The organism is Kluyvera sp. (genome assembly GCF_965301105.1).
In genome coordinates, this window is record NZ_CBDKZX010000003.1 from 128219 (window position 1) to 142555 (window position 14337).

Here is a 14337-nt window from a genome sequence, read left to right on the forward strand (position 1 = left end):
CGTTAATTGTCGCCCTAAATAATAAAAGACCAATATGTCTAAATAAGCAACAATAAGGAAATATAAAGCAACCAGGGCTGGAAATAAAGCCCTGGATCACATTACTGGGAAAAAGACTAGATGTGGGTGACGATTTCTTTAATCAGCGGTGGGCCTTTAAAAATAAAGCCGGAATAAATCTGCACCAGTGACGCGCCAGCCGCCATCTTCTCGCGGGCCGCTATCACCGAGTCGATACCGCCAACACCAATAATAGGCAACTGACCTTTTAATTCGGCGGACAGCATACGAATAATTTCGGTGCTTTTTAATTGTAATGGACGACCGCTTAAACCACCGGTTTCATCACAATGTTTCATCCCCTGAACCAGAGAACGATCCAATGTGGTATTGGTGGCAATTACCCCATCAATATTATGGCGAACTAAACTGTCGGCCACCTGGATCAACTCTTCATGAGAAAGATCCGGCGCGATCTTCACCGCCACAGGAACATATTTATGATGTTTTTCCTGCAACTCAGATTGTTTATTTTTAATACCGGAAAGCAGATCGTCGAGCGCTTCACCATATTGCAGCGTGCGCAGGCCTGGGGTATTTGGCGATGAAATGTTAATCGCAATATAACCCGCGTAGGCATAGATTTTTTCCATACAAATCAGATAGTCATCTTTGCCGTGCTCAACAGGGGTATCTTTATTCTTACCGATATTAATACCCAGAATACCGTCGAAATGCGCTTTTTTAACGTTTTCTACCAGGTTATCTACGCCGTGGTTATTGAAGCCCATACGGTTAATCAGCCCTTCGGCGTCAACGAGGCGGAACAGACGCGGCTTATCGTTACCCGGCTGCGGACGCGGCGTCACGGTGCCGATCTCGATCGAACCAAATCCCATAGCGCCTAAGGCATCAATACATTCACCATCTTTATCCAGACCTGCCGCCAAACCCAGAGGGTTTTTGAACGTCAGCCCCATGCAGGTAACCGGCTTTTCCGGCACTTTCTGACGCACAAGCGCTTCCAGCGGCGTACCGGTGACTCGGCGTAATTGTTGAAACGTTAATTCATGAGCGCGCTCTGGATCGAGCTGAAAAAGTGCTTTACGAACGAAGGGATAGTACATGAACTCTCCTGGATTCCCGGTGTGCAAACCGGGGGCGTATTATGTGCGATCTCGCACAGAAAGGGAATTGACCTGCGGCAAAAAAAGCGCAATCGTTTTCCTTCTCTCCTTTATATATCTTCCCCGCCATATGCATTTTCCGGTAATCCTACGTCGGAAAAAGTATTTCGCGCACCTGACGACCTTTGAGACACTGAGGCAAATGTTATCAATTTTAAATTAATGTGTATTTTTAGTTATAAGGAGTGAACATGCGCGTCATTACTTTAGCCGGCAGCCCGCGTTTCCCCTCTCGTTCCAGCGCTCTGCTGGAGTATGCTCGTGAGAAACTTTCCGCGGCGGATGTGGAAGTGTTCCATTGGCATTTGCAGAATTTTGCGCCGGAGGATCTTTTCCACGCACGTTTCGACAGTCCAGCACTGCAAACGCTGACCGAACAACTGGTTCATGCCGATGGTTTAATCATCGCCACGCCGGTGTATAAGGCCTCTTTCGCCGGTGCGTTAAAAGCGCTGCTCGATTTACTGCCGGAGCGTGCGCTGGAAGGAAAAGTGGTTTTACCCCTGGCGACCGGCGGCACCGTCGCCCATATGTTGGCGGTCGATTATGCCCTTAAGCCGGTTCTCAATGCGCTGAAAGCACAGGAGATTTTGCAGGGTGTGTTTGCCGATGACAGCCAGGTCACTGATTATCAACATAAGCCGCAGTTCAGCCCAAATCTGCACACGCGTCTGGACAGCGCGCTGGAGACCTTCTGGCAGGCATTACACCGGCGAGACATCCAGGTTCCCACGTTAAGCGCAGCACGACAGACCGCGCATGTTTGATAAAAAAAACGCCGCAGGGAAAATCCCGCGGCGTTTTTGTTTACATCAAGTTAGCCCGCAACGGCGGGGAAACCACATATGCCCCGGAGTCGGCATAAACGCCTCGTCCGGGTGACGATCAGGCTAATGCTTTAGCAATCTTCTCGTACAGATCTCCGGAGAGATTCTCCAGCCCCTTCAACTGCTCCAGCGCAGAACGCATCAGCGCCTGACGTTTTGCATCATAGCGTTTCAGGCGGATCAGCGGCTCAATCAGACGCGAGGCCACTTGCGGGTTTTTGCTGTTCAGTTCGGTCAACATTTCAACCAGGAACTGGTAACCGCTGCCGTCTTCCGCATGGAACGCCGCCGGGTTGCTGCCGGCAAAGGCACCAATGAGAGAGCGAATGCGGTTCGGGTTATTCATGCTGAATGAGCGATGGTTCAACAGCTTACGCACTGTCGCCAGCACGTCATCTGCCGGGCTGGTCGCTTGCAGAATCAGCCATTTATCCATCACCAGACCATCATGATGCCACTTGTCGTCGTACTCCTGCATCAGCGCATCACGGCACGGTAGCTCCGCCCCGACTGCTGCAGACAGTGCGGCCAGCGCATCGGTCATGTTGTCGGCGTTATGGTATTGTTCGCTCACCAGCTTGTTACCCAGCTCGCGATCGCCAAACGCCAGATAGCGCAGGCAGGTATTGCGCAGCGCGCGCTTGCCGATGTCCGCATGCTCAACGCGATAGCTGTCGAGTTTATTGGCGTTGTACACCGCCAGACACTCGTCCGCCAGCTCGGTCGCCAGCGTGCGGGTCAGCGCTTCGCGCACTGCGGCAATGGCGATCGGATCAATGATCTCAAACAGTTCAGCAATTTCGCTGGCGGATGGCAGAGTCAGAATTTCCGCGGCCAGCGCCGGATCAATCTTCTCATCCAGCAGAATAGCGCGGAACGCGTCGGCCACGTGAATCGGCAGCGACAGCGGTTGACCCTGCTGATGACGAGCCACGTTCAGCTTAATGTAGGTTGCCAGCAGGCTTTGCGCGGCGTCCCAACGAGAGAAATCATTACGCGCATGGCGCATCAGGAAGGTGAGTTGCTGATCGCTCCATTTATATTCCAGCTTCACCGGCGCGGAGAATTCACGCAGCAGCGACGGCACCGGCTGGAAGTAAACGTTATCGAACACAAACGTCTGCTCGGCCTGGGTCACGTTTAGCACGTGGTGTACCGGATGGCCATCTTTCTGCAGTGGGATCACTTTACCTTCGTTATCGTACAGTTCGATATCGAACGGAATGTGCAGCGGGTATTTCTCCTCCTGCTCGGCCGTGGCTGGCGTACGCTGGCGGATGGTTAAGGTGTACTGCTCGGTTTCCGGATTGTAGTCGTCGTGCACGCTGACAATCGGCGTCCCGGCCTGGCTATACCAGCGGCGGAAATGAGAGAGGTCGATGTTGGAAGCATCTTCCATCGCCTGGACGAAGTCGTCACAGGTGGCGGCGCTGCCATCGTGGCGCTCAAAGTACAGCTGCATCCCTTTCTGGAAGTTCTCTTCGCCCAGCAGCGTGTGCAGCATACGAATGACTTCCGCCCCTTTCTCATACACCGTCAGGGTATAAAAGTTATTCATTTCAATAACTTTGTCCGGACGGATTGGGTGCGCCATCGGACTCGCGTCTTCAGCAAACTGCAAGCCGCGCATGGTGCGCACATTGCTGATGCGGTTAACCGCGCGAGAACCCAGGTCGGAGCTGAATTCCTGATCGCGGAACACGGTCAGGCCTTCTTTCAGGCTTAACTGGAACCAGTCGCGGCAGGTCACGCGGTTGCCGGTCCAGTTATGGAAATATTCATGACCAATGACGCGTTCAATATCGAGATAATCTTTATCCGTCGCGGTATCGGTACGCGCCAGCACATATTTGGAGTTAAAGACGTTCAGCCCTTTATTCTCCATCGCCCCCATATTAAAGAAGTCGACGGCAACGATCATATAGATGTCGAGGTCATATTCGAGGCCAAAGCGCTCTTCATCCCACTTCATGGAATTTTTCAGCGAGGTCATTGCCCACGGCGCGCGGTCGAGATTGCCACGGTCAACGAACAGCTCCAGCGCCACTTCGCGCCCGGAACGGGTTTTGAAGGTATCGCGCAGCACGTCGAAATCGCCCGCCACCAGCGCAAACAGGTAGCACGGCTTCGGGAACGGATCCTGCCACTGTACCCAGTGACGCCCGTTATCCAGCTCACCTTCGGCAATACGGTTGCCGTTGGACAGCAGGAACGGATATTTGCTCTTATCGGCGGTAATTTTAGTGGTAAAACGCGCCAGCACGTCCGGGCGGTCGAGATACCAGGTAATATGGCGGAAGCCTTCGGCCTCACATTGAGTACACAGCGCTTCACCAGATTGATACAGCCCTTCCAGCGCAGTATTCGCCGCCGGGCTGATTTCATTGACAATCTTCAGCGTAAAACGCTCGGGCAGGCCAGAGATGACCAGCTGGTTATCTTCTTCTTTATAGTCGGCCCACGGCGCACCGTTCACATGAATGGAGACCAGCGTGAGGTCCTCACCGTTCAGGCGTAACGGCACATCAGACGCTGCGTGACGGGAAACCTGGCTTTCCGCGGTCACAACGGTTTTTGCGGCATCCAGGTCAAAGGCCAGGTCGATATCACTAATCAGGTAGTCCGGCGCACGGTAATCGTGGCGGTACTTGGCTTGGGGCTGTTGTGTCATAAAAAACCTTTAGCATCTTTTGTAAATGTCACCTCCAGTCTATTCCTGTTGTGTTAAACGCGCTATGCAGAATCTTCATCTTTTCCAGTCAAATAGGGAAAATAGATACATTTACGCAACATGCCGCACAAAACGCCGGAGTGGCGCTTCGTGCCATAACGTGTGATCGGGGTTCAATAAATCGTTAAACAAGGTATACTCCAGCCATTCTCCCCTGTTGTTTATTGTACTAAACGCTCCTGTGAGAGGATGCTACTGCGCACCATGACACAATTCGCTTCTCCTGTTCTGCACTCGTTGCTGGATACAGATGCCTACAAACTGCATATGCAGCAGGCCGTTTTCCACCACTACTACGACGTTAACGTCGCGGCGGAATTCCGCTGCCGTGGTGACGATCTGCTGGGCATTTATGCTGACGCCATTCGCGAACAAGTCGAAGCCATGCGTTCACTCACCCTGCGTGATGATGAATACCACTGGCTGTCCGGTCTGCCTTTCTTTAAGCAGGACTACCTGAACTGGCTGCGTGATTTCCGCTACGATCCACAACAGGTCACCGTAACAAACGATAACGGTAAGCTGAATATCCGCCTTGAAGGTCCGTGGCGTGAAGTCATCATGTGGGAAGTGCCGCTGCTGGCGGTGATCAGCGAACTGGTTCACCGCTACCGTTCGCCGGAAAACGGGGTGCCGCAGGCGCTGGAAATGCTGGAACAGAAGCTATCCGACTTTAATCAGTTGACGGCTGACCTGGATATGTCCGCTTTCAAACTGATGGACTTCGGCACCCGTCGCCGCTTTTCTCGCGAGGTTCAGGAAGCCATTGTCAGTCGTCTCCGTCAGGAGCCGTGGTTTGTTGGCACCAGCAACTACGATCTGGCGCGTCGCCTGACCCTAACGCCCATGGGCACCCAGGCACACGAGTGGTTCCAGGCGCATCAGCAAATCAGCCCGGATCTGGCGACCAGCCAGCGTGCGGCGTTGGCCGCCTGGCTGGAAGAATACCCGGACCGACTCGGCATCGCACTGACCGACTGCATCACCATGGATGCGTTCCTGCGCGACTTCGGCCCGGAATTCGCTACCCGTTATCAGGGTCTGCGCCACGACTCCGGCGACCCGTTTGAGTGGGGCGAGAAAGCGATCAAACATTATCAAAAGCTCGGTATCGACCCGCGCGAGAAAGTGCTGGTGTTTTCCGACAATCTCGATCTGCCGAAAGCCGTTGAGCTGTACCGCCACTTTTCACCGCGCATCAATCTCAGCTTTGGTATTGGCACGCGTTTAACCTGCGATATCCCACAGGTTAAACCGCTAAATATCGTGATCAAGCTGGTTGAGTGCAACGGCAAACCGGTGGCGAAACTCTCCGACAGCCCGGGGAAAACCATCTGCCACGATAAAGCATTTGTTCGCGCATTACGTAAAGCATTTGATCTCCCGCAGATCAAAAAGGCCAGTTAATCACCAGAGGGAGCCCAGGCGGCTCCCTTCTTCTTTATTTATTTCTTAAAACACCCCTTCCTTATGCGAATTCTACTTGTCTGATGGAAGATGACAGGTAACATAGATATCCCCCCGCCGTTCCGGGGAAAAACGATTTTTTTATTGGACTACGAATAGAGAGACTATTATGAGCGTTGTGCCTGTAGCCGACGTACTCCAGGGCCGCGTAGCCGTTGACAGCGAAGTCACCGTGCGCGGCTGGGTACGTACCCGCCGAGATTCAAAAGCTGGCTTTTCCTTCCTGGCCGTCTATGACGGTTCCTGCTTTGATCCTGTACAGGCCGTTATTAATAATTCTCTGCCCAATTACAATGACGAAGTCCTGCGTCTGACCACCGGCTGCTCGGTGATCGTCACCGGTAAAGTCGTGGCGTCTCAGGGTCAGGGCCAGAGCTTTGAAATCCAGGCCTCTCACGTGGAAGTCACCGGCTGGGTTGAAGATCCGGATACCTACCCGATGGCGGCAAAACGCCACAGCATCGAGTATCTGCGTGAAGTGGCGCATATGCGTCCGCGTACCAACCTGATTGGCGCGGTTGCCCGCGTTCGCCACACGCTGGCGCAGGCGCTGCACCGTTTCTTCGACGAGCAGGGCTTCTTCTGGGTTTCCACCCCGCTGATTACCGCTTCCGATACTGAAGGTGCTGGCGAAATGTTCCGCGTGTCTACGCTGGATATGGAAAACCTGCCGCGTAACGATCAAGGCAAAGTGGATTACGACAAAGATTTCTTTGGCAAAGAAGCCTTCCTGACCGTTTCCGGTCAGTTGAACGGTGAAACCTATGCCTGCGCGCTGTCGAAGATCTACACCTTTGGCCCTACCTTCCGCGCGGAAAACTCCAACACCAGCCGTCACCTGGCGGAATTCTGGATGCTTGAACCGGAAGTGGCGTTTGCCGATCTGGAAGATAACGCCCGTCTGGCAGAAGCGATGCTGAAGTACGTCTTTAAAGCCGTTCTTGAAGAACGTGCGGACGACATGAAGTTCTTCGCCGAGCGTGTAGATAAAGACGCTATCGATCGTCTGGAACGTTTCGTTTCCGCCGACTTCGCGCAGGTTGATTACACCGACGCGGTCACCATTCTGGAAAACTGTGGCAAACAGTTTGAAAACCCGGTGTACTGGGGCGTAGACCTCTCTTCTGAACACGAACGCTATCTGGCGGAAGAGCACTTCAAAGCGCCGGTGGTGGTGAAAAACTATCCGAAAGAGATCAAAGCCTTCTATATGCGTCTGAACGACGATGGCAAAACCGTTGCCGCCATGGACGTACTGGCGCCGGGCATTGGCGAGATTATCGGTGGTTCTCAGCGTGAAGAGCGTCTGGACGTGCTTGATGCGCGTATGGCCGAAATGGGTCTGGATAAAGAAGACTACTGGTGGTATCGCGACCTGCGTCGCTACGGTACCGTGCCGCACTCAGGCTTCGGTCTGGGCTTTGAACGTCTAATCGCCTACGTCACTGGTGTGCAGAACGTTCGCGACGTGATTCCGTTCCCAAGAACGCCACGTAACGCCAGCTTCTAAAACCGTTTCATCCTCAAGGCCAGCCGCTCGAGCTGGCCTTTTTTTACCTGCGCATGTAAAGAAATCTTTATTAATTTTAACAAACCTAAACTTCAAGCCCCCGCCTCGCGCAGTTTGTTACATCACATTTCCCGGTAATAACCTCGAACAAAAATCATCCACATTTTTATTGCAGTCAGGAAATCACTTAAGCCATAGCACATTTTTTATCCAAAACAACAGCTATCTGGACGGCTAAAAAATGTCATAACGAAATTATCACACATCCGCTCTGTGCGATAAGAAAAAGCGTTATACAAATAAAAGATAAGAAATTCATATTGATAGATAAGGCGTTGGTCAAATAACCCGCGTACATCTCAGAATTTTGAGTTAGTTCACAAAGTTCCTCAAAATTCACATTTAGTTACACATAATTTCTTTTGCTTACTTATTCTCGATGTTTGTAGCATTTTCAGGGTGGCGAAAGAATGTTTTGAATGGAAAGATGCCTCTCAGACACATAAAGACACCAAACTATCATCAATAGTTCCGTAAATTTTTATTGACGGAAGTAATTGGCGGCAGTGGCGAGTGTCTATAAAAAAAACCTAATGAGGGTAATAAATAATGATGAAGCGTAATATCCTGGCAGTGGTAATCCCTGCCCTGCTGGTAGCTGGCGCAGCAAATGCTGCAGAAATCTACAACAAAAATGCCAACAAACTGGACTTCTACGGTAAAGCAGTTGGTGAACACATTTGGACCACCAACGGCGACACCAGCAACGAAGATACCACCTATGCCCGTATCGGCTTCAAGGGTGAAACCCAGATCAACGATCAGCTGGTAGGCTACGGCCAGTGGGAATACAACATGGATGCCTCCAACTCTGAAGGCTCCCAGGGCACTAAAACCCGTCTGGCGTTCGCAGGTCTGAAATTTGGCGACGCGGGTTCTCTGGACTACGGTCGTAACTACGGCGCTATCTACGACGTCGCAGCTTACACCGATATGCTGGTTGAGTGGGGCGGCGATTCCTGGGCTGCTACCGACAACTTCATGAACGGTCGTTCTTCTGGCCTGCTGACCTACCGTAACAGCGATTTCTTCGGTCTGGTTGAAGGCCTGAGCTTCGCGCTGCAGTACCAGGGTAAAAACGATCGTAGCAACCCGGTTGCAGCGACCTACAACGACAAAACTGGCGCGCTGGAAAGCCTTGGCTACGGCGGCAACGGCGCGAAAGCGAACGGCGACGGCTTCAGCACCTCTGTACAGTATGATTTCGGCAACGGCATCGCGCTGGCAGCAGGTTATGAAGTTGCAGACCGTACCAACGACCAGGTTAACCCGGGCAGCTCTACCTTCAATGGCACCACTCACACTTGGGCGAGCGCTGGCGGCAGCAAAGCAGAAGCTTGGTCTACTGCTGCGAAATACGACGCGAACAACATCTACGCTGCGGTAATGTATGCTGAAACGCTGAACATGACCCGCGAGCCGGACAACAACTTCGCAAACAAAACTCAGAACTTCGAAGCTGTTGTTCAGTATCAGTTCGACTTCGGTCTGCGTCCGTCCCTGGGCTACGTACAGTCCAAAGGTAAAGACCTGATCGGCCGTGGCGACTTCAAAGGCGGCGATGCTGACCTGGTTAAATACATCGAACTGGGCACCTGGTACTACTTCAACAAGAACATGAACGTCTACGCGGCGTACAAGTTCAACCTGCTGGACGACAACGCGTACTCTGCTGCCACCAAGCAGGGAACCGACGATCAGGCTGCTGTTGGTATCGTTTACCAGTTCTAATCAGCAGACCCTCACTGCTATATGCCTCAAGAGCAGGACTTCGGTCCTGCTTTTTTGCGTTCTAAAGAGGAAGATCTTAACTTTTGAAAAGCTTCGCGCTTTTAGTCTCTAACGGTTGGCATTTTGTAAATCTACCGTTAACCTGATAGCGGATTTCCCCCGAACTTATTAATGGAACCTCGTCATGTTTGAGAACATTACAGCCGCCCCTGCCGACCCAATTCTGGGCCTGGCCGATCTGTTTCGCGCCGACGAACGCCCGGGAAAAATCAATCTCGGGATAGGTGTTTATAAAGATGAAACCGGCAAGACGCCGGTGCTGACCAGCGTAAAAAAAGCTGAACAGTATCTGCTGGAGAATGAAACCACCAAAAACTATCTCGGTATTGATGGTATTCCTGAGTTTGGTCGCTGCACGCAAGAGCTGCTGTTCGGCAAAGGCAACAGCATCATTAGTGACAAACGCGCGCGCACCGCTCAGACCCCAGGCGGCACCGGCGCACTGCGCGTGGCGGCGGATTTCCTCGCGAAAAATACTGACGTGAAGCGCGTTTGGGTCAGCAACCCAAGCTGGCCGAACCACAAGAGCGTCTTTGGCGCTGCTGGCCTGGAAGTACGCGAATATGACTACTACGATGCGGAAAAGCATGCCCTTAACTTCGACGGCCTGCTGGCGAGCCTGAATGAAGCCCAGGCGGGTGACGTGGTGCTGTTCCACGGCTGCTGCCATAACCCAACCGGCATCGACCCGACGCTGGAGCAGTGGCAACAGCTGGCAAATCTGTCGATTGAAAAAGGTTGGCTGCCGCTGTTCGACTTCGCCTACCAGGGCTTTGCTCGCGGTCTGGAAGAAGATGCCGAAGGCCTGCGCGCATTTGCCGCGCTGCACAAAGAGCTGATTGTGGCGAGCTCCTACTCGAAAAACTTCGGCCTGTACAACGAACGCGTTGGTGCTTGCACCCTGGTCACAGCCGATGCCGACACCGCCGATCGCGCCTTCAGCCAGCTGAAAGCCGTGATTCGCGCGAACTACTCTAACCCGCCAGCGCACGGCGCATCCGTGGTCGCAACCATTCTCAGCAACGACGCGCTGCGCGCCATCTGGGAACAAGAGCTGACCGATATGCGTCAGCGCATTCAGCGCATGCGTCTGCTGTTCGTTAATACGTTGCAGGAGAAAGGCGCGAGCCGTGATTTCACCTTCATCACGAAGCAGAACGGTATGTTCTCGTTCAGCGGTCTGACCAAAGAGCAGGTACTGCGCCTACGTGAAGAGTTCGGTATTTATGCCGTCGCTTCCGGCCGTATCAACGTGGCGGGCATGACGCCGGACAACATGGCGCCGCTGTGCGAAGCCATCGTCGCGGTCCTGTAATCAATACGCTCCCTTCAGGGACAAAAAAGGCCGCATTCGCGGCCTTTTTATTATTCTGAGATTACCACACCGGCAGTTCATCCTGCAGGAATGGATTATGCAGACGCTCATAACCCAGCGTCGACATTGGGCCATGGCCAGCAATAAACTTCACGTCGTCGCCCAAAGGCAGCAGTTTGCGCTTAATCGCATCGATCAACTGCGCGTGATCGCCACGCGGGAAGTCGCTGCGCCCGACGCCGCCTTTAAACAGCACGTCACCCGAGATCAGCAAACGCGCCTGGTCATCAAAGAACACGACATGCCCCGGCGTATGTCCCGGACAGTGCAGCACCTGCAGCTTCACGTTGCCGACACTCACCGTATCCCCTTCGTTCAGCCAGCGGTCCGGCGTCAAAGGCTGACAGTCCTCGAGGCCAAACATCCGGCTTTGCGCAGGCAGCCCTTGCAACCAGAATTCATCTTCTTTTTCCGGGCCAATAATCGGCACCCCGTAGTGCTGCGCCAGTTCAGCCGCCGCCCCCACATGGTCAAGATGCCCATGGGTCAGCAAAATTTGCTGCAACGTCACGCCCGCTTCGGCAACCTGCTGCTTGATAGTTTCCGCATCGCCACCTGGGTCGACCAGCGCCGCCAGTTTAGTTTGCTCGCACCAGATCAATGAACAGTTTTGCGCGAACGCAGTCACCGGAATAATACGATAATTCATGTTGCTCCTGTTTGGACTCGTCACCGTTCAGACACTTCAGTGTGCCTGAACGGTTGGCGTAGAGCTACCAGTGCCGGACCGGCCCGGTATCAATATGCACAAAGTTGCTACGTGGGTAATATCCTACACCACCTGCGCGCATAGATAACGCAGCTTTGCGTATATTACTTAATGAAACGCCTTCAATATGAAAATCCATTGCCTGACCTTTCGTGTGATAACTATTTTTAGCCACCCCACGACTGTGCGCTCTCAGTTCGGTATTGGTATCAACAGAACGATACCCGGAAATCAATTGCACAGGTTTATTTGTTCCTAATAGTCCCTGAAGGCGATAAAGCTGATCGAACAAAGAAGGATCGATGCTTTTTATTTTATTCGCGCGATAGTCACGGAAAAAATGGTTTAGTTTTGCTAATTCATCCTGAATATAGCCTCGGCCGTCAAAAAACTCGGCTTTTATCAACTCACCTGTATGCAGGTTATTCAGCGTTAAAATACGCGGACGTGGGGTCGAGAGGGTGGCAAGCGCAGGCGTGGGCAAGATGGCGGCCGCGCCGAGCGCAACACCACCTAACGCCAGCAGCTTGCGGCGATTAGCGTCAAATTTGTCCATGATAATCAGGTCTACAGTCAGTAATGTGATCGAAAAATATGCACTTCTGGCGCACGTTAAGCACCTTACCGGGCATCAAAGCCAGCGTCAAGGCGGCCTGCCGCGCAGAGACACCAGCCCTGGACCTACGGGGCTGGTATCTGCGCTTTTTATTCGACAACTACATTACCTGAACTACTTCATTTATCTGATCAATTGTTCCGCTTTTGGCAAAATCTGTGCACCCGATCGCGCAGTGACATCGTAATTGTAAATATCTGTTCGATATTGTGTCTGACCGTCAGCACCGACAAAGGCGGTCAGATAATAGAGATTAACCGGAATATTCTGCCGGATATTGACGTAGCGCGTATTCCCTTCTTTAAGGGCATCAGAAATTCGGGCGTCATTCCAGCCTGCATCCTGTAACAGCATATTCGCCAGATCGGAAGCTTTATTTACCCGCACGCAGCCGGAGCTTAATGCCCGCGCATCTTTCTGGAACAGATTATGGTTAGGCGTATCATGCAGATAAATGGCATCGGAGCTTGGCATATTAAACTTATAACGCCCCAGCGAGTTATGTTCACCCGGCGCCTGCTGGAAACGAAACGGCAAATTCGACGGCGTGATTGTCGACCAATCGACCCGCCACGGATCGATAGTCTCTTTACTGTTCCATCCGCGTAACACGGTGTAATTATGTCGCTCCAGGTAGCCCGGATCATTACGCAGCTTCGGGAGAATATCGTTACGCGCCAGCGTCGGCGGCACGTTCCACGGTGGGTTGACCACCACATTATTCAGCGCGCTGCTCATCATCGGCGTTTTACGATCGGGGCGGCCCACGATAACCCGCGAGGCCAGCGCTTCGTTGCCGTTGAGATAGTAGACCAGCGAGTAAGCCGGAATATTCACCATAATCCCGGTAGAGACTTTCCCCGGTAACAGGCGCAGACGCTGAATGTTCAGAGCCAGCACGCCCGCACGCTGGGCGGAGGAGACGTTCAGCCAGTCGCGCGTCGATGCGCCAATGACGCCGTCCGCGCCAAGCCCCTGCGCCGCCTGGAATCGTTTCACCGCATCCACCAGCTGGCGGTCATAGGCGGCGGGCCCGCTTTTCGCTGCCTTTTTCGTCTTGCCGACGTTATCACCCGGCAGCGGAATGGCCGGACTGTTGTCCAGTACGCCATTACGTTGCAGGATTTCACGTAGCGCCGGCACATCGCTGCTCCACTGCCCCGGACGCAATGCGGCCGTCGAGGTCAGTTTTGGCCACGGGCGGTTATCCCCCGTCAGCGCCAGTAGCGCCTGATGCATTGCGCTATACTGCGGATGCTGCGGCGCCAGCGCGGCGATAAACTGCGGCAGCGAGCCGTTTTCCAGCGCTAACTGCCATTGGTTAATCACCGACAGCGGCGGCGTCGCCAGCGTGTACGGTTTATCGCTATACAACCAACGATTGCCCTGAACCGGAATACCACTGATAAAGTGCAGATAGCCCATCAGCGCGTCGGAAAGTACGACGTCACGTGCCATCCCATTGATGCCGGGATCGGTCAGCAGCTCGACCCAACGGGTAAACTGCGGCTGGAAACCGGCGATCGCCACTTCCGCCAGCTGCTGCTGGAAGGCGCGTACCGCATCACGGTTTTCCCACATGGGTTTCATCTCTCGGGCGGCATACAATGTCGCCAGAGGATTCAGGTAGACAGGTTGATATCCGGCAGGTAGCGTAGCCAGAATATCGGCGCGGCTTTTCGCCGCCGCCCCTTCAGCCAGCGGCTGAGTGCCGACAAGGCTCGCCATTGCCGACGATTGCGCGCCCGAGTTCAGAAGCACTGGCGCTTGTTCTGCTGGCGTTGCGGTACTATCAGAAGGAACCAGTTCTGGTTCATCCGCAAAGGCAGTAAACAGCGGAGCAAATGTCATCGCCAGACACAAACTCATGGCTGACAACCGACGACCATTTTCTTTTTTCAGCAACATCCCTTGCCCCCTGTTATCTATACGAAGACCCCTAACGTGGGCTTACCTTCAGTATATAAAGACAAAAACTATTTTGCCCGTTCAAATGTAAAGAAGTCTAAAGATAATAACGCGCTGGCGGCGAAAAACAGATAACAAAAAAGGCGACATTGCTGT

Annotated in this window: 10 protein-coding genes; 5 read left to right on the forward strand and 5 right to left on the reverse strand. The window is 53.1% G+C overall.

The annotated features are described in order from the left end of the window. Nucleotides 1-116: 116 nt before the first annotated feature. The gene (gene pyrD, locus ACW14G_RS02320; protein WP_223802246.1) at nt 117-1127 is read right to left on the reverse strand and encodes a quinone-dependent dihydroorotate dehydrogenase; all 1011 of its coding nucleotides are present in this window, start codon (nt 1125-1127) and stop codon (nt 117-119) included. A gap of 251 nt (nt 1128-1378) precedes the next feature. Between pyrD and ssuE the strand changes: the two genes are divergently transcribed. Beyond that, nucleotides 1379-1954: an NADPH-dependent FMN reductase gene (gene ssuE, locus ACW14G_RS02325; protein WP_163448539.1), complete on the forward strand. Its 576-nt coding sequence runs from the start codon at nt 1379-1381 to the stop codon at nt 1952-1954. A 118-nt stretch (nt 1955-2072) separates the two neighbouring features. On the opposite strand, the gene pepN is transcribed toward ssuE, so the two are convergent. Next, the gene (gene pepN / locus ACW14G_RS02330; protein ID WP_249022080.1) at nt 2073-4685 is read right to left on the reverse strand and encodes an aminopeptidase N; all 2613 of its coding nucleotides are present in this window, start codon (nt 4683-4685) and stop codon (nt 2073-2075) included. Between the two features lie 264 nt (nt 4686-4949). On the opposite strand from pepN, the gene pncB reads away from it, so the two are divergent. From pncB to ACW14G_RS02350, 4 genes are all read left to right on the forward strand, one after another. Further along, nucleotides 4950-6152 (forward strand): nicotinate phosphoribosyltransferase, encoded by a 1203-nt coding sequence (gene pncB / locus ACW14G_RS02335; protein WP_167576286.1) that lies wholly within the window; start codon nt 4950-4952, stop codon nt 6150-6152. 169 nt (nt 6153-6321) lie between these two features. Beyond that, nucleotides 6322-7722 (forward strand): asparagine--tRNA ligase, encoded by a 1401-nt coding sequence (gene asnS, locus ACW14G_RS02340; protein ID WP_249022081.1) that lies wholly within the window; start codon nt 6322-6324, stop codon nt 7720-7722. Between the two features lie 609 nt (nt 7723-8331). Further along, entirely contained in the window at nt 8332-9513 is a 1182-nt protein-coding gene (locus tag ACW14G_RS02345) for a porin (RefSeq protein ID WP_275957276.1), read from the forward strand. Nucleotides 9514-9697: 184 nt separating this feature from the next. Continuing rightward, entirely contained in the window at nt 9698-10888 is a 1191-nt protein-coding gene (locus ACW14G_RS02350; RefSeq protein WP_163448531.1) for an amino acid aminotransferase, read from the forward strand. Between the two features lie 61 nt (nt 10889-10949). Here ACW14G_RS02350 and ACW14G_RS02355 read toward each other — a convergent pair whose 3' ends face one another. From ACW14G_RS02355 to ldtD, 3 genes are all read right to left on the reverse strand, one after another. After that, a complete protein-coding gene (locus tag ACW14G_RS02355; protein ID WP_065355691.1) occupies nt 10950-11597 on the reverse strand; it encodes an MBL fold metallo-hydrolase in 648 nt (215 codons plus the stop codon). A gap of 64 nt (nt 11598-11661) precedes the next feature. Beyond that, complete coding sequence (locus tag ACW14G_RS02360) at nt 11662-12213, reverse strand: YcbK family protein (RefSeq protein ID WP_163448529.1); 552 nt, start codon at nt 12211-12213, stop codon at nt 11662-11664. Between the two features lie 183 nt (nt 12214-12396). Continuing rightward, on the reverse strand, nt 12397-14181 hold the full coding sequence (gene ldtD / locus ACW14G_RS02365) for a L,D-transpeptidase (RefSeq protein ID WP_167576287.1): 1785 nt from the start codon (nt 14179-14181) through the stop codon (nt 12397-12399). Nucleotides 14182-14337 lie beyond the last annotated feature (156 nt).